The organism is Enterococcus sp. HMSC061C05 (assembly GCF_001814765.1).
GTDB classification, from domain to species: Bacteria; Bacillota; Bacilli; order Lactobacillales; family Enterococcaceae; genus Enterococcus_B; species Enterococcus_B lactis.
The window spans coordinates 214,055-230,523 of sequence record NZ_KV817725.1; the positions used below are offsets into that span (position 1 = coordinate 214,055).

Annotated in this window: 20 protein-coding genes; 3 read left to right on the top strand and 17 right to left on the bottom strand. The window is 36.0% G+C overall.

Features of this window, described 5'->3' with window-relative positions; translation table 11 throughout:
• Positions 1 to 261: 261 nt before the first annotated feature.
• The 13 genes from HMPREF2988_RS02435 to amaP all read right to left on the bottom strand — a co-directional run bounded on the left by HMPREF2988_RS02435 (position 262) and on the right by amaP (position 11,823).
• A complete protein-coding gene (locus HMPREF2988_RS02435; protein WP_002290696.1) occupies positions 262 to 468 on the bottom strand; it encodes a hypothetical protein in 207 nt (68 codons plus the stop codon).
• A 15-nt stretch (positions 469 to 483) separates the two neighbouring features.
• Positions 484 to 1,098, bottom strand: a complete 615-nt coding sequence (locus tag HMPREF2988_RS02440; RefSeq protein WP_002290695.1) for a flavin reductase family protein — start codon at positions 1,096 to 1,098, stop codon at positions 484 to 486.
• A 147-nt stretch (positions 1,099 to 1,245) separates the two neighbouring features.
• Positions 1,246 to 1,929, bottom strand: coding sequence for an N-acetylmannosamine-6-phosphate 2-epimerase (locus tag HMPREF2988_RS02445; RefSeq protein ID WP_070769933.1), 684 nt, complete (start codon positions 1,927 to 1,929; stop codon positions 1,246 to 1,248).
• Positions 1,930 to 2,043: 114 nt separating this feature from the next.
• Positions 2,044 to 2,502 carry an ASCH domain-containing protein gene (locus HMPREF2988_RS02450; RefSeq protein ID WP_070769934.1) on the bottom strand — a complete coding sequence of 153 codons (459 nt, stop codon included), beginning with the start codon at positions 2,500 to 2,502 and terminating at the stop codon, positions 2,044 to 2,046.
• Positions 2,503 to 2,587: 85 nt separating this feature from the next.
• Positions 2,588 to 4,351: a 1-deoxy-D-xylulose-5-phosphate synthase gene (locus tag HMPREF2988_RS02455; RefSeq protein WP_070769948.1), complete on the bottom strand. Its 1,764-nt coding sequence runs from the start codon at positions 4,349 to 4,351 to the stop codon at positions 2,588 to 2,590.
• A gap of 231 nt (positions 4,352 to 4,582) precedes the next feature.
• The gene (locus HMPREF2988_RS02460; protein WP_070769935.1) at positions 4,583 to 6,043 is read right to left on the bottom strand and encodes a hypothetical protein; all 1,461 of its coding nucleotides are present in this window, start codon (positions 6,041 to 6,043) and stop codon (positions 4,583 to 4,585) included.
• Positions 6,044 to 6,249: 206 nt separating this feature from the next.
• Positions 6,250 to 7,176 (bottom strand): glutaminase A, encoded by a 927-nt coding sequence (gene glsA / locus HMPREF2988_RS02465; protein WP_002340659.1) that lies wholly within the window; start codon positions 7,174 to 7,176, stop codon positions 6,250 to 6,252.
• A gap of 22 nt (positions 7,177 to 7,198) precedes the next feature.
• Entirely contained in the window at positions 7,199 to 8,626 is a 1,428-nt protein-coding gene (locus tag HMPREF2988_RS02470; protein ID WP_002340660.1) for an amino acid permease, read from the bottom strand.
• A 30-nt stretch (positions 8,627 to 8,656) separates the two neighbouring features.
• Positions 8,657 to 9,871, bottom strand: a complete 1,215-nt coding sequence (locus tag HMPREF2988_RS02475; protein WP_070769936.1) for an ammonium transporter — start codon at positions 9,869 to 9,871, stop codon at positions 8,657 to 8,659.
• A 340-nt stretch (positions 9,872 to 10,211) separates the two neighbouring features.
• Positions 10,212 to 10,454 carry a GlsB/YeaQ/YmgE family stress response membrane protein gene (locus HMPREF2988_RS02480; protein WP_070769937.1) on the bottom strand — a complete coding sequence of 81 codons (243 nt, stop codon included), beginning with the start codon at positions 10,452 to 10,454 and terminating at the stop codon, positions 10,212 to 10,214.
• Positions 10,455 to 10,485: 31 nt separating this feature from the next.
• Positions 10,486 to 11,043 carry an Asp23/Gls24 family envelope stress response protein gene (locus HMPREF2988_RS02485; protein ID WP_002290684.1) on the bottom strand — a complete coding sequence of 186 codons (558 nt, stop codon included), beginning with the start codon at positions 11,041 to 11,043 and terminating at the stop codon, positions 10,486 to 10,488.
• Positions 11,044 to 11,055: 12 nt separating this feature from the next.
• Positions 11,056 to 11,244: a DUF2273 domain-containing protein gene (locus tag HMPREF2988_RS02490; RefSeq protein ID WP_002290682.1), complete on the bottom strand. Its 189-nt coding sequence runs from the start codon at positions 11,242 to 11,244 to the stop codon at positions 11,056 to 11,058.
• Positions 11,245 to 11,256: 12 nt separating this feature from the next.
• Positions 11,257 to 11,823 (bottom strand): alkaline shock response membrane anchor protein AmaP, encoded by a 567-nt coding sequence (gene amaP / locus HMPREF2988_RS02495; protein WP_070769938.1) that lies wholly within the window; start codon positions 11,821 to 11,823, stop codon positions 11,257 to 11,259.
• Positions 11,824 to 12,240: 417 nt separating this feature from the next.
• Here amaP and HMPREF2988_RS13720 point away from each other — a divergent pair, with 417 nt between their 5' ends.
• Complete coding sequence (locus HMPREF2988_RS13720) at positions 12,241 to 12,414, top strand: hypothetical protein (protein WP_002291299.1); 174 nt, start codon at positions 12,241 to 12,243, stop codon at positions 12,412 to 12,414.
• Positions 12,415 to 12,490: 76 nt separating this feature from the next.
• Here HMPREF2988_RS13720 and HMPREF2988_RS02505 read toward each other — a convergent pair whose 3' ends face one another.
• The 4 genes from HMPREF2988_RS02505 to HMPREF2988_RS02520 form a co-directional block, all read right to left on the bottom strand.
• A complete protein-coding gene (locus HMPREF2988_RS02505; RefSeq protein ID WP_002291297.1) occupies positions 12,491 to 12,646 on the bottom strand; it encodes a cyclic lactone autoinducer peptide in 156 nt (51 codons plus the stop codon).
• Positions 12,643 to 13,224: an accessory gene regulator B family protein gene (locus HMPREF2988_RS02510; protein WP_024635243.1), complete on the bottom strand. Its 582-nt coding sequence runs from the start codon at positions 13,222 to 13,224 to the stop codon at positions 12,643 to 12,645. The genes HMPREF2988_RS02505 and HMPREF2988_RS02510 overlap by 4 nt, the downstream gene beginning before the upstream one ends.
• Positions 13,225 to 13,390: 166 nt before the next feature.
• Positions 13,391 to 14,131, bottom strand: a complete 741-nt coding sequence (locus HMPREF2988_RS02515; protein ID WP_070769939.1) for a LytR/AlgR family response regulator transcription factor — start codon at positions 14,129 to 14,131, stop codon at positions 13,391 to 13,393.
• Between the two features lie 7 nt (positions 14,132 to 14,138).
• Positions 14,139 to 15,416: a GHKL domain-containing protein gene (locus HMPREF2988_RS02520; RefSeq protein WP_083314592.1), complete on the bottom strand. Its 1,278-nt coding sequence runs from the start codon at positions 15,414 to 15,416 to the stop codon at positions 14,139 to 14,141.
• 309 nt (positions 15,417 to 15,725) lie between these two features.
• On the opposite strand from HMPREF2988_RS02520, the gene HMPREF2988_RS02525 reads away from it, so the two are divergent.
• Together HMPREF2988_RS02525 and HMPREF2988_RS02530 are read left to right on the top strand one after the other, a co-directional pair.
• Positions 15,726 to 16,199, top strand: a complete 474-nt coding sequence (locus HMPREF2988_RS02525; protein ID WP_002306633.1) for a DUF2975 domain-containing protein — start codon at positions 15,726 to 15,728, stop codon at positions 16,197 to 16,199.
• Between the two features lie 8 nt (positions 16,200 to 16,207).
• Positions 16,208 to 16,435: a helix-turn-helix domain-containing protein gene (locus HMPREF2988_RS02530; RefSeq protein ID WP_002291287.1), complete on the top strand. Its 228-nt coding sequence runs from the start codon at positions 16,208 to 16,210 to the stop codon at positions 16,433 to 16,435.
• The last annotated feature ends 34 nt before the right edge of the window (positions 16,436 to 16,469 follow it).

The following is a 16,469-nucleotide window of genomic DNA, read 5'->3' on the forward strand; positions in this document are numbered from 1 at the left end:
CTATGTTTGTATAGGAGCCTCACCTAACAAGGTTATTACTATATTCTATTTACGAGTCCATAATAGACTTTTCCTAAGGATTAGGCAATGGAATTTGAAATGAAATAGTGAAATTTAACAATCTTTAATATTTTTTAGGAAAAAATAACAAATAACGTAAAAGGATCCCAGCGCAGTTTCTTTCAATTGTGCCAGGATTCCTTGATAATTTTTTTATTTTTGGTGTTTTTTTGTGGGGTTTCCACTTTTCGGAATAAATGTTTATTTGTTGAAGTAATTGAATAACCCGCTAATCGTGTGGTCTGTTAATCTTATTTCTTTGCCATCTAAAGTAACTTTGGTGACGACAAAATGATCTTGCAATGGCGGAACTTCTAAATACTGCCCTTGCAGAAAATCATCCACTGTCTCGTATTCTTTTTCCATTTCTTTTGAATCTGCTGAGGGTTTATAACTTATTTTTAACATAACTATTACTCCTTCTTATTGGGGACGTGCGATCGTGAAAATTTCTCCTATTGCTGCATAATCATTTCCTGCCAAGCGGCTTACAGCATTCAACTTTCTTGGGTCGATCCTTCCCGTCTTTTCATCATAGACTGTTTCATTCAAATGATATTTCTGTACTTCTAGCAAAAATAAATCAGCTGTTACTTTATTTTTATTCCGTATCTCGACATGTTCATATAAGGTTGTCTCAAAACGAACTTTTGCTTCTGTCAATGCTGGTACTGAAATGATTGCTGAATCCGTTAAAGTCAATTCAGTCAAGTGTAGTTCGCTTTCCTCATTAGGCAGATTAGCTGCTGTTTTATTTGCTTCTTCTACGTTGTCCTCATCAAGGATATGAATGACCGCTTCTCTTGTCTCAAGAATGTTTTTTGCTGTGTCTTTTACTGTATCTTGTTTTCTCTGGATCGCCAAGGATAAAATCGGTGGATTCGAACTGACGATATTGAAGTAACTGAAGGGTGCGATATTCACTATATTATTTACGGACTTAGTCGTTACTACTGCAACTGGCCTAGGGATAACTGAACCAATCAGCAACTTGTAATTTTCACGTTCTGTCAATTCTGAAGGACTTCGTTCAAACATGGTCTCGCCTTCTTTCTATAAAATTCGCTAAAAAGCAGATCTGCGAAGACAAAAGGAAAAGCAACGCTTTCCTCTTCTTCTTAGAATCTGCTTTAAACTATCTATTAATTTTTCTTTTTTGTCAAGAATCTGTGCCGTACGTGTTTTTTAGTTCTTTGCTTTATTCGCGGCTTCGACATATCTTTTAGTGATGAATTGCGGACGGGTGATGATGGATCCAATGACGACTGAAAAAGCACCTAATTCATAGGCTTTCTCTACTTGTTCTGGAGAGTCAGTATGGCCTTCCATGACTACTGGTATATTGACTTGTTCTATGATCTGATTCAACAAATCAAAATCAGGCGTCTGTGTCTTTCGAGAATATTCTGTATATCCTGCTAATGTCGTAGACAAGAGATCAAAACCATCTTCTTGCGCTTGAAGCGCTTCCTCAAAAGTCGCAATATCTGCCATGGCTAATCGACTGTGATCGTGGATCATTTGGACAAGCTCAGCTGTTGTTTTTTCTGTCGGACGTTTACGAGAAGTTGCATCGAGTGCAATGATCTCAGCTTGCGTCTCCAAAAGTTCTTTCACTTCTTTTTCTGTCGCAGTAATAAATACTTCTGACCCATCGTAATCTCTTTTAATGATCCCTATGACTGGCAAATCAACGATTCGCTTGATTTCATTGATATCTTCTGTTGTATTTGCGCGAATACCAACTGCTCCGCCTTCTTTTGCAGCCAAAGCCATTCTCCCCATGATAAAAGAACTGTGTAATGGCTCATTTTCCAAAGCTTGACAAGAAACGACGACCCCACCTTTTATTTTTTCCAGTACATCCACACTATCTCCTCCAATGACGTTCTCTAGAAATACATCTTCTTATAAAAATGTAACCCTTTTCTACCTAGGAGTCAATAAAGGAGCTATCCTTTTTCTTTTAGCAAGAAAAGCTTGCTAAAAGAAAATCACTTCAAACTCTTCATATACGATCAGCTTCTCTTCTGTAAATGCCATGTTCAATGCTTCTTTGTAGACATGCTTGAAAAAGTCAGTATGGACTTTCCGCCAATAAGCTAACGTTCGATCTCCTTCTCCTTCTTTCCAAGCATGTTCTTCCGTGATTTCACTAAAAGGCAAGATAGTCACATTTATATTTTTGATGATACAAACTGGTTCATTTTTTCCATTCAGAACCACATCTAACTGGCCCACTTTTGGTAAAGGTTCCTTCTCTTTTTTGTATAAATCGTATCCGCTTGATGTACCGGTTTTTATTTTTTTTACAACTAACTCACTCAATTCATCTGCCATTTCTTCTGTATTCCCAAATGAAAAAAAGCTTAGTTTTTCTGATTGATACCTAGGATATTTTTCTTGAAACTTTTTGAAATATTCTTCTACTTTTTGATACATAAGAGCATCTACTCCTTTGTTTCGTATAATAAAAAACCATCCAGATACTAGTATAAACGATTATCTGGATGGAAAATACGATGTATTATTGAATATTTAAGACACGTAGACTATCCTCAACGATTTGGCTTGGTGTCAAATGATAACGTTCATAAAGTTTAACTGTTGGAACACTATCTGTGAATTCTTTCTTTGCACCGAAATTCAGCACATGCATTGAAGAATCACCATAATAACGACTGATTTTTTCGCCAAATCCGCCTGATAAACTACCATCTTCTAATGTGATGACTAATTCATGGGCTTCTTTTAATTTATCTAATGTTTCTACATCATTTTCTGTGATTGTTCCTGGATTGATCAATGTTGCTTCTATTCCTTTTTCTCTAAAAGCTTCCACTGTTTCTTTTCCTAGTCCAAGAAAACCACCTAAAGCTAAAATTGCCACTTTTTCGCCTTTATTCACTGTCTGATAGGTTGGAATACTGTAATCATTTGCGATAGCTTTACCATGTTCCACACCATGAGTAGGGATTCGAATAGCTACAGGCTGTTCTGTTTGCTCAAAAGCCCAATCTAGCATAGAGATCATATCTTCTTTTGTTGCTGGAGCAAGATATTTGATGTTCGGAATACTGGATAAATAAGGAATGTCAAATGTTCCTTGGTGTGTTCGATCACTAGCAGAGATCGTTCCGCCACCAACTAAAATGATGACTGGATTCTCGTTGATTGCTAAATCATGTGATAATTGATCATATGCCCGTTGCAGGAAAGTGCTCGATTGGAAGACGACTGGACGTACTCCCTGAGAAGCCAAAGCAGATGCAAACGTAATGGAATGCTGCTCGGCGATCCCCACATCAAAATAATGATCTGGATGTTTTTCTTGGAATGTTTTCAGTCCAAAGGCGCCTGGTATTGCTGCATTGACTGCGGCAATAGGTGCTGTACTTGTTTGCACTTTTTTATCCAGATAATCCATGATGATCGTATTGAATGTTTCTCCAGAAGCTGCCTGTTTTGCTTCTCCTGTAGACAGATCAAATGGGACGTGCCAATGATATTTCATTTTATTATCGATTGCTGGCTGATAACCGCGGCCTTTTTCCGTATGTACGTGAAGTACGATTGGATGATCAATATCTTTTACTTCTTCAAATAAACGGATCACCGTCTCTAGGTCGTTTCCATTATCCACATAGCGATAATCAAATCCCATAGCTTTAAATAGGTTATTACTGCTTTCACCGTGAGTTTGACGAAGCTCTGCTAAGTTCTGATATAAGCTACCGTGGTTCTCATCAATAGACATCTCATTATCGTTTACTAATACGATTAAATTGGTCTGTAAAGCGCCGCCGTTGTTCAGCCCTTCAAAAGCTAAGCCGCCACTTAGTGAGCCATCTCCAATAAATGCTACCACATTTCCTGATTCTTTCTTCAGATCTCTGGCTTTAGCCAACCCAGTAGCTAAACTGATAGATGTAGATGTGTGACCCACTGTAAAATAATCATGTTCACTTTCGTGCTGATTGGAATACCCGCTTACTTCATGGTAATGTCCTTTTTCAAAGCCATTTTTCCGACCAGTTAGCAGCTTATGACCATAAGATTGATGGGAAACATCCCATACGATTTTATCCTTAGGTGAATCAAATACATAATGAAAAGCAATCGTTAATTCGACTACACCTAGATTCGGACCAACGTGCCCACCTACATCGCTGTCCTTTTGCAAGATTTTTTGGCGCATTTCTTCTGCCAGCTGTTTCATTTCCTCCACAGATAATTTTTTGACATCTGCTGGACTGTTGATTGTATTCAATACATGTAATGCTGTACTCATCATACATTCTCTCCTCCGTACTATCTTCTTTTTAGTTGAAAATAGATTTGTAACACTTTATCTATTCTACTCCTTAGAGTTGACTCTAAGTCAATAGTATTTTAAAAAAATTCGGAGAAAGTTTGTTATATAAGTAGTTTTTCGCACAAATCAGGTCACAAATAAAAAAACTTCTACAGTCTTTTAAAAAGCTCTGTAGAAAGTTGATGTTTGTCTTGCTTTAAGATCTCCTCAAGAAATATGTTTTTTTAATAAATGAAGCTCCTGAGCAATACGATACAAAAGGATGTTTGCACCTTTTAACGAGATAGGATAGACCTTTGTTTTTTCAGTTTCTAAACCAGTTTGATAGCTAGCAGCATCGCATAAAACCACTCGTTTTTTTGAACACAAACATTCATCAGGTAATTCTTCTAAAGAACGAAATAAAATGGGATTTATTTCAGCCATATCTTCTTCAGCATACAAATGAAATTGGGTTCGATAAAAAAATTGTTTGACTGAACTTTCTGAAACAACAAATATTTCTATCTCTTGCTGTATCATCTGTTCTCTGGTAATCAAAGAAAGACTCTTAACAAATTTTCGGATGAAATTATCATTCCATCTTAGATGAATTTGGTTTTTCTTTTTCCAATCGTCTAGCACTTCTACTATTTTTCTGTATAGAAGCTGTTCTTTTTCTGACAGTAGATAGATTCGTTCCGGTAAAAATACTTGACCGTCTGCCCACAACGTACGGACAAATTGTAAAAAGGATTGCTTAAAAATAAAATTGTCTGCATCATCGATTTCAGCAACTGGGAGAATCTGTAAAATCAATTCATTGAGTGACAGGTCATTGAGAACAAAATTTTTATACACAACTTCGAAATCTTTTCTTAACAGCTCCATGTTCTCATTGGTATAATTTCTGCTATTGAACAAAGAGAAAATATAATAGACATCTTCTTCCTGTAAGTGTAACGTCCCTTTTTGCTCTTCCAATCCTTGACAGACTAATTGAAATAACGGCTTCGTCTCCGCACTTTTCTTATCTTCTTCTTTCAGTTCAAGGGGAAACGTCTTTCTTCCGATTGCAATCTCTATTCCCCGTATGATAAAGGACTTTTCATCTTCCGAATATCTCCTTTTAAAAAAATGAGTCTCTACATAATCGATCAGCTCGTTACAAGCTTCTTCTACATGCGGATTTTTACTCTCATATCCTTCCCAATTGATATAACGTACTAAAGCTAGCAGAATATTCCGCGAATCAAATTCTGGAATAATGATTTCTTTATTTTTCAAATAATCATTTTCTTTAAAAAAATCCAAGACGCTCTTTTTGATCGTATATACTTTACTCAAAGAAATAAATTCAAGATCAGCCAGTTCTGTACTCGTGAATATGCCCTTGAAATAATAACTTAAAAACTTTAAAAAATAAGATTGACCATACAAAAATTGCGTAAGCTCAGAAAGAGCAATCCCTCGTTTAAATATAAGTTTGTACTTATGCTTCTCTCTTATTTGTTCTTTTATGCAATATTCCAGACACTCGGCTAGACTTTCTAGATCATGAAGGATCGTCGGTGTGGTCACCCCTAGTGAAATAGCTGTTTGTTCGATATCTATTTCTTGGAATTCAAATAATTGTTCGCATAGATACACTTTTCTAAATATATTTCGCTCGATGTATTTTTCCAGCATTCCTGATACACGCCTCCAGTTTTTTTATAGTTTTATTTAAACATATCCACGAATCGCTTTTTTATTTACTTTTTGTTTAGAAAACCCCTTTCAAAAACCAATAAAAAAAGGAGCCGGAACAAAAGTCGATCAAGCTTACAATCCCAGCTATCGTTTAGATAACTTGGTGTCGCTTGGACTTTTACCCCAGCCACTTTCAAGAAAGGCTATTCGAAGATATCAGCATCGAGTTCTTTGACTACGTCCTTCAGTAATTGGATGCCAGCTGCGCTGTTACCGAATGGATCTAGTGCTGGACTGAAGACGCCTATGCCGTAACGATTGGGCACAGCTGCCATCAAGCCGCCACCTACCCCGCTTTTGGCAGGTACACCAACATGAACGGAAAACTCGCCTGATTCATCATACAAACCGGCAGTTGTCATAATCGATTTGACGATCGTTGCACTTTCTTCAGTAATGAGCCGCTTGCCATTCCAAGGAGCGATCCCTTTATTTGCCAATACAGCGGCTAGTTTTGCTATACCTGTAGCGGTGACATTGACGGAACATTGTCTGAAATAGGCATCGAGTATCTCTGGAACGTCTCCTTCGATCATTTGATTGCCTTTCATATAATAAGCAAGAGAGCGATTGATATCACCTGTTCTTGATTCAGAATGATAGATTTCTTCATTCAATGTGATATCAGGATCATCACAGATTTCTTTCATAAATGATATGATCCGTTCAAATTTTTCATCTGCATCTTTTCCGGCAATCAGAGAGGTTGTTGCAATCGCTCCTGCATTAACAAAAGGGTTCATCGGGTGTTTGCGATGATTGATCTCCATATTCATGATAGAATTGAAAGCAAATCCGGTTGGTTCCGTGTTGATTGTTTGAAAGACTTTTTCAATTCCGTTATCTTTGATTGCTAATAACAATACGGGAACTTTTGACATGCTTTCGATGGCAAAACGTACATCGGCATCTCCTCCCTCGATCAGTTGTTTTGTATCCAGATCATAAATCGCCATACCTAATTGTTTTGGATCCACTTCAGCTAATGCTGGAATGTAGTCTGCCACTTGTCCTGTTTGATAATAGTGGAAATTTTTTCCAATCAATTGTTCTAATTCTTTTCCTTCCATTTGAATAACCAGCTTTCATTTTTTATTTTTCTGCATGCTGGAATTTATGACGGCATGCGTAGATCGTAAATGGAATAACTAAGACGATAAGATAAGAAACAATCAGAATCGTTTCATAAATCCCATGCTGTCCAGCTGCGATACTTGCAGGTGGAACAAATGAGATACAAAAAGCAAAAAGTGAAGTCAAAAGACCTAAACAAGCAACGATTACTTTTACAACTTTTCCTCCTGGAACCTGATAGGCTCTTTCAAGACTTTCATCTTTAAACACTAACTTCAAATAGCCAGCGAAAAACATAAAGTACAACATTAGATAGATCACAACAGTCAATGACATCGCTGCAAGAAATGAAAGATTATTCCCCCCGCCACTTAATGTAAAGACGGCTGCCCAGATTGTCGCAACAATCCCATTTGCGATCATCAAATGCGCAGGAACACCATGTGCATTTTCTTTCGCAAAATATTCAGGAAGTAATCCTTCTTCTGCCGCTACGTGAAGTGCTTTTGAAGGAGAAGTTACCCAAGAAGCTATTTCTCCGATGACACCTAAACAAACAAGGATCGCAAGGATTTTCGCAACCCATGCAAGACTTGGATCAATGTGTCTTAATAAAAATTCTAACGATTGGATCACTCCTGTATTAAGAGACAAACCCTGTTGAGGGACTGTAGTAGCCACAGTCAATCCGCCAAAAGTGTCTAAAATGATTGCCAGAATAACCAATACAAACATTGCTAATGGATAATCTTTTTTAGGGTTTTCCATTTCATTTGCATGACTGGCAGATGTTTCTACTCCCATATAAGCTAAAATAAAGGAAACAAAAACAACCAGCGTAGGTAATTTTGAAAAATCAGGAATCAATGTTTTCATAGACAGTGTCGTTTGTAGTGGAGCACCTGAAGCGACATAGTGGATCCCTAAGCCAAACAAGACTAATGCAGGCAATAAGATCCCAGCTACAAAACCGATTCGAGCAATTAAAGAAGTGTATTTGGTTCCTTTTAGCTGAGAGAGCAAAATAGCCCAGAAAATAATCAATAAGATGGCCAATTTCAGAAATTTATTGTTTTGTATAGCGTCGATCCCCGTTGCATAGGATAATGCACCAGTTAAGAAATACAGCATAGTCAAGTAACCAACAGTTATCTCAAACCATTGGAAAAAGATAGCGGCAAAACCAAATCGTTTTCCCAATGTCCGACTGACCCAAGTATAGACACCGCCTTTTTCCCAGCCTTTCACCGTTGCCATCTCTGCTGCACACAATGCCACAGGGATAAACCATAGTAAACCGCCTAATAACAAGAAAAATACTAAACTGAAGCCAGAGGTCGCAAATGTGGGATATTCATATAGTGAAACGACCATTGAGATCGTCATGGCCAAAAAGCCGAAGAACGTTAATTTCTTTGCAGGAATTTTCGTTTTGCTTTGTTGCATGAATCTTCCTCTTTTCTATTTGATTTTGTTTCAATTGCGTTTGTTACCGAAGAAGAAAAAGTCTAATCCTTCTTCCTGCTCTTCTTTTGTAGTAGTGATCGTTGTGAAATGCATGGCTGATTTTAGAATCGCTGTTGTCAGCACATAGGCATACACGGCAGTAATGATGACACCAATCACTTGGATTCCTAAGAAGTACCAGCTGCTTGGATTTGTTAATAAATGGCTGTTAGTTGCAAAAATTCCGATCAGAATCGTCCCTGTGAATCCGCCCATTCCATGGACGCCCCACACATCAAGTGCATCGTCCCATTGTTTCTTTTTACGAAAATCAACAGCAGCATGACAGACGATTCCAGCAATGATTCCGATCAACATGGCACTTTTTGCTTCTACATAACCAGCACAAGGCGTAATGGCTGCCAATCCAGCAACGGATCCTGTTAGTACGTCGACAAAATCAAAGCCATTTCCTTTTACCTTTGCAATAATCAACCAAGTAACCATCGCAAATGCAAGAGCGATGAATGTTGAACCAAATGCATTGACTGCTTGATCATCTGCTCGAAGTGCACCACCAGAGTTGAAACCGAACCAGCCAAACCAAAGTAGACCTGTACCGATAGCAGCTGCCATAAGACTGCTATGCTGATTTCTTTCGCCCATAGGAATCTTTCTTTGTCCAAGTGTGAGGATACATGCCAATGAACCGAATCCAGCTGTCGTGTGGATGACTGCACCGCCAGCGAAATCTCTAAATCCCATCTGATCCAAAAATCCGCCGCCCCATATCCAATGGCAAACAGGGAAGTAAATCAGCAGGTTCCAACAAACAACAAGGATAATATAGCCTTTTAAATTCAGTCTCCCTGCAAAAGCTCCTGTCATCAAAGGAACAGTAATCACGATAAACATCAGTTGGTAAAGAAAGAACATCAAAAATGGGATCGTCGCTCCATGGAACATGTTGGGGAAGCTTGTAACATGTCTCATCAAAAAGAAATCTGCCGGATTTCCAATCATACCGCCGATATCTCGTCCAAATGCCAATCCGAATCCACCGAATACCCACATGATCGTTGTTATCCCAACTGAGAGAAAAGATTGAGTCATGATCGTCAGTATATTATTCTTCCGTGCCAGTCCGCCGTAAAAAAATGCTAAACCAGGAGTCATCAAGCAAACCATCGCTGTACATAAAATCATGAATGCTGTATCTCCTGTATTGATAGGTAATGTATTCATTTTTTCGCCTCCTTTCTACGTTTACGAGTATAAAAGAAAATCTACTTGTATTTTTCTTCTGTTTTTTTGAATACATTCTTGTATTTATAAAAGACAGACAATCAATAAAAGCTTGGTGTGCTATGCTTTTTTATCGTTTTGACCAAATAAAGACAAAAAAATAAACGATCTTCTTTTATAGAAAACCGTTTATTTTCGTCTTTTTTTATTTTTCAAGCTATTTTTTCATAAGGAATAAAGAATACTTCATATAAAAATATATAAAAAAAGAACTGCAGCAAGTTTCACTACAGTTCTCAAATTTGTTCTTCATTTCAACATAAGTTTTTCTTCAATTTGCTTATAATTTACGTGCAAAGAATGAAACGACTAATACTAAAATGATTGCACCGATCAATGATGGAATGATAGCCATTCCTGCAATTGTTGGTCCCCAAGTTCCTAATAAAGCTTGTCCAATGGCTGAACCTACTAAACCAGCAATGATGTTTGCGATGATTCCCATTGATGATCCTTTATTCGTGATTGCTCCTTCAATTGCTCCGATGATACCTCCGACGATTAATGCCCAAATAAATCCCATTTTAAATTCCTCCTAACTGACTTTTTACTTCTTATTGTACACGTGGTTCGTTATTTTCTTTGACTTTTTGTGCACCTTTGCCTACAGCAGCTTTTGCTTTATCTGTTTGGCGTGAAGCAAATTGTCCTGTTGATTTTGCTGCTTCTGTTACTTTGTCTTGTACTGTTTCTTGATCTTTTTGGTATTCTTCTTGTGTTTTGATGTCTGCAACATTCACATTCACTTCGATAACATCTAAATGTGTCATATTGTTTACTTCAGTACTGATCAATTCTTTGATTTGGTTGTAGATGTCTTCGATGTCTTTACCGTATTCTACAATCACGTCTAAATCCACAGCTACTTGTTTCTTCCCTACTTCTGTATTGATACCTGCTGTTACATTATCTGTGTTGACTAATTTTTCAGCCATATTTGAGAAGAACCCGCCATCTAATGTCAATAGACCATCTACATCTTTTAATGCATAGCCGATGATTTTTTGGATAACTTTGTCTTCATAAGTCAATTCACCATTCATCATGCGGTTTTCTCCTTTTTCATTTGCCAAAACTGATCCATTTGTTGTGTTCATGTTTTTGTTTTCCATCTTTGTTTCCTCCTATGATTTAAAAAATTGATCCACTATTCCTGTCTGTTTCAAATAAAATCCGATTCCTGCGCCAATTGCTGTCATAATGATGATTAACAATGTTTTGAAAAATCCAATTGTTAACCATAAAACAGCTAGCAGTAGTCCAAGACCCCCAAAGATAATAGGGAGCTTGTATGCTGAAAATAGTTCTTTCATTATTTGGCCCTCCTATTCCACTCGAGAGTGCTTGTAGTCTCTTGTATCTTCTTGTTCTTCATAACCGCTGTATGTGACTGCTACTTTGACTGTTTCTTTTGTTCCAAGTACTCTAGTCACTTCTTCTTCGATGTCTTGCATCAGTACACCTGTTTTCCCTACTAATGAAGAAGTTCGCTTCAAGTCTCCGTTGACATGGATATGGATTCGATTTTTCGTTGAACGTATCCGTACTTTAGGTGAATGAATGAACTCTTCTTCGTGTAAATGGGAATGTACCAGCCCTTCGATCGCTTTTTTGTCGATCGTCAATTTGCCATCTTCCCGTTTCATAACGAAAGTTCCTCTTGATTTTGGATAGAAAAGAACGACTAGCAAGATGATAATAGCAAGAACGGCAAATACTACAGCTGCCCAGAAAATATATTGTTGCATGTAGTAATTCGTTAAGGTAAAGAAGCGAAATCGTTCCAATTGTTCAGGCATAATATACGGCGCATTGATTAACGCAATTGCTAGAAACACTGAAAGTAGCAGCAAACTCATGATAACACCGATTATTTTTAACCCCTTATTCATTTTCCACCTCCTATAAACTTACTTTTACCCTGTAAATAACTCTACCGACAATCACAGTATAGAGAGCAAATAGTTAGTTTAGCACCAGTAAATAAAGCGCTACCAAACGATATTGGATCATAACGGCGTTTTATTGTCATTCTGATACTGAAATAACAACTAATCACTTATTCTCTATTTCTTTTTGATTGCTGGCTATACTTAAAGGATATTATTCAAGATTAAAAATTGCAAAGATTATGCTCAGTTATTATTACAAAATTCTATTTATTTATTAAAATTTTCCAGTGAAGAAAAAAACGCAATAAAATAACTTAAGTTACTTTATTGCGTTTTTACTTTATTTTTCTATTATCATTTTTCTTATTTTCTTCTTTGGTTTATACTATTCTTATAAATAAAAACGAGGTATGTCCTATGATGAAAAGATTGTATTATTCATTGATCATAACGATTGGCTATTTGATTGTATCGAATCTTGGAAATATGGTATTTGGTATCAGTAAAGAATTCAGCTGGACTACTACACTATGGGAATCTTTATTCTTTTTCATCTTTGTATTTTTGTTACAAAACTATCGAAAAAAATAAAACTATGCCAACGATCTGTTGGCACAGTTTTTAGGACTTACGGTACTTTTTATTCGGCAATCCATTTTATTTTTACTTATTTTTCTACTTCTTTTTTTAATGCCTCTGGTACTTTTGGTTCATAAACTAAACCAATACAGGTACTTCCGCTTATTACAGCCTTTTCGGCAACGCTGATAGCAATTGTTGTGATTGCATGTGAGAGACTAAATTTAGTTTGTGTGTGTTTCATTTGATGATCTTCCTTTCTTTTTTTGGAATGAATACAAGTAAGATTGCGGTCAACATACCCAGTAATATCATGACTCTTGAATCATCTGCTGGAATCACTGAACCGATCAGCGTGAGGCTTATTCCTGTTATAACTAGCTTGTTTCTTACGCTTCTTCTTTTTTGTTGGTCTTGTGCGATAAAGGAACTAATGATTCCTAAAACCATACTAAGAATAGCTGCTCCGATGAAATATTCGTAGCGTGTAAGTTCCAAATGGTAATGATTAGCCAAAACAGGTAGCGCCACCAATAATCCCATACTATAGAGCGTGCATGCCATGCTTCGGCTTGCATGATATCCTTTTGCGTATCTTCGTACAGCAATAAAAGACAAATGAGTGGTGATCACAGCAAGAATGCTATGTAAGAAAAACGCTGATACGTAAATAAGCATGAACTTGAAAAGATTAATGAACAGGATCGCTAATCCATAGTTGACTTTTGCTTCATCCAGTTCTGTTAACCCATATTTCTCTCCGAGTTTTCTGCTCATCTTGCTTGACAGCTTCTCTTCAAGAGACAGATATTCATTTGGCATATCGTTCACCCCTTTCTCACTTTTGATTATACTAAAAATAAGGATGCATATATTAAAAAGTCAAAAGTGCGCGTTTTTTTTACATAACTGCAGTGTTATCTTTCTTAATAACCCCCTTATATTCTTTAGATCTAAAAATATTCTAAAAAAAAGAACGTGACATTCGTCACGCTCCTTTGCTAAATGCAATCAATAATTTTTTTAAACTTCGTGTGGAAACAAGACACTTTTCTCCGTTAGACATAAGGATCGTTCTTTCCTTCTTGTTGATGGAACAAATATTATCTACATTTACAACAAACGATTGATGGCAACGGTAAAAGCTCGGGCTAAACGATTCAATCTCTTTGATTTTTCCATTATATTCTAACATTCGGTTTTCAAGATGAACGATCACTTTGTGAGGAACAGGACTGGATTCAAAAAACAAGATTTCGTCTACGAACAATTTTGTATTGATTGGTCCACTCTTAATACGAATCTGTTCTCTTGTAGGTAAAATTGTATCAAGATATCTTTGGTTAGCCACATCGATACATTTTGTCACGCTTTCTTGCAGCAGTGTATCGTTCCCCTTCACAATATAATCCATTGCTTCTACTTTATATAAAAAAGTGAGATAAGCTAAATCTGTGTAACTGGTCACAAAAATAATTTTTGCTAGTGGATCGTATTCTCTAATCGTAGCGGCTAGATTGATTCCATTCATATTGGAACTTAAGTCAATATCTAAAAAATAGATGCCTTCTGTTTTATTTGAACGTATATATGAAAGCAACACTTCCGGGTCCGAGGTATCCATTTGAAATTTGATGTCATAATCTTGCATCATTAAATAATTTTGGATCATCTTTGCTAATTTTAATCTAAATGCTCCGTCATCTTCGCAAACAAAAATTTTCAACATAAAGATTCTAACCCTCCCAAATGGTCAGTATTTGAATAAACTGTCCTTCTTCGATTTTAGTATCTAAGTACACATTTTTATTCAACTGAACTAATTCATCAAGATTGCTTAGACCAATCCCACGTTCTTTCCCTTTTGATGAATAAGATTTTTTCTTTAATACATGTAAATCAGGTATATCAGAACGACATTTATTGGCAATAATAAAGGTTATCGCTTCTTCTTGTCTCAATCCGGCAAACAAGATTTTCGGCTTATCTATAGTAGAAGATTCTTCAACTGCATTATCTAGTATGATCCCCAGCATCCGAACTAGCATGATAGAAGGAACGGGGAAAGAATCCAATTTTTGTGGCACATTTGCGTCTATTTCTATTCCTTTTTCATGAGCTAGATACAACTTGCTCAAAACGATGCTTTTTATTTCCTTGACTTCAAGATTTCTTATCGGTGACATTTCTAATAATTCCTGATCAAAAAGAGTTCCAGTTTCCTTGATATGGGAGTAAAAAAAATGTTTCATCCCATCTATATCATTACTTTGGATATAATTTTCCATAGAAAATAGTATGTTTTTGTAGTCGTGCTTGAACTTGCGTATTTCCATATAACTTTTTTCGATTTGCTCACTATATTCGATAAGATATTCCATTCGATTCTTTTCTTCTTTACTTTTATATTCTGCCTTTTTTATATAAACAGCTAAAAAGCTGATAAGAATAGCAAAAAGGCTATATGCCAGCATAAAAACCCCATGAGCACCCTTCATGAAACAGTCTAAATCTGAAAAGCGTTCAATCATAAGAAAAATGAAATAAATCAAAAACGTAGCAATAACAGTATATTTACTAATATCATATACCATCGATTCAAGGTGTACTTTTTTCAATATATAATTCCTTAAATAAAATGCGAAACATAAATATAAAATAATTGATAAAAAACACATACCTAAATCATTCATCATTATAGATAACGATTTTAAGATAACGTAAATCAGATAATTAGAAAAAATAAGCAGGATAATAGATAACGAAGCATAGAATAAAGCTGATTGAAGCGTCTCTTCATGATAAATCACGAGAGCACACATGACTAGCCATACCAAACCAGTGGCAATTACATTTATCCATTGATAAAGTACCGATATCAATAGGATAACCAAGATCGATAATAAAGCATACTTTTTATTTCTTAGTTTCTTGTTCAAATAGCCCAATCCAACAAACATCGTCATCAGCTGCCCTGATATGAGTAGAGAATAACTTAACTGTAAAATATTCAATTTTAGAACCTCACTTTATGCATGTTTTACATAACAAAATAAACAGCAATTATGAATAAAAAAATTTATTTTTTAAGTTTTCCCCATAAAAATTGTAACATAGTTTACTAACTATTTGTAAATAACATATTTAAAAGTTTCCTTATAAATCAAAAAGAATCAAATGCTTACTTCAATTAAAACTCTCAAATACTATAAAACCACATTTGCTAAAAACGGCAAAAATTTATTGTTTTTCGATAAAAAGTAATTGCTTTTCAATAATTATTCTGCTATATTTTAGCTATCAAAGAAAAAAGAGGGATAACAATGAAATTAAAAACATTATTATTAAAGTTTGTTGTTTTAGGTATAAGTGCCGTATTTATTTTATTCGGTATACTTTTTTATACTCAGATTGCTACAAGCGAAAAAGGATTCACTTTTGATTGGCAGACGACTTTATTTGTTTCTGTCATCTACTTCGCCCTTCTCTTAGGGATTATTATTGCTTATTTCTTATTGAGACTGTTGAAACAAATCGAAGAAAACCAGGCCTTTTCCAATCAAAGCTTGGACATTCTCAAAAAAATCGAACGAACGATTTTGATTATTGGTTTTGCCTTTTTCGGCTTGCTTCCTAAATTTTTGAAAGTGGCTGATTTAGATGATGCTCCTGGTTTGATGTTGGTAGGAATTGCTGTCGTATTCATTCCTTTTGCCGTATACACTTTGACAAGCGTGTTGGAAAATCTGCTCGAACACGCGATTTTACTTAAGACAGATCATGATTTGACAGTGTGAGGTGCGACATGGCTATTATCGTTAATCTAGATGTAGTATTGGCTCAAAAAAAGATGAGTGTAACAGAATTGAGTGAAAAAGTGGGTATTACGATGGCAAATATCTCTATTCTAAAAACCGGAAAAGCAAAAGCTATCCGTTTTTCCACCCTCGAAAAAATCTGTGAAGTATTAGAGTGTCAACCGGGGGATTTGTTAAGTTATCAAAAAGACCCCGATCCTATACCAAAAAAATGAATATAAAGCATAACAATCAGTAAAAAAATAATCT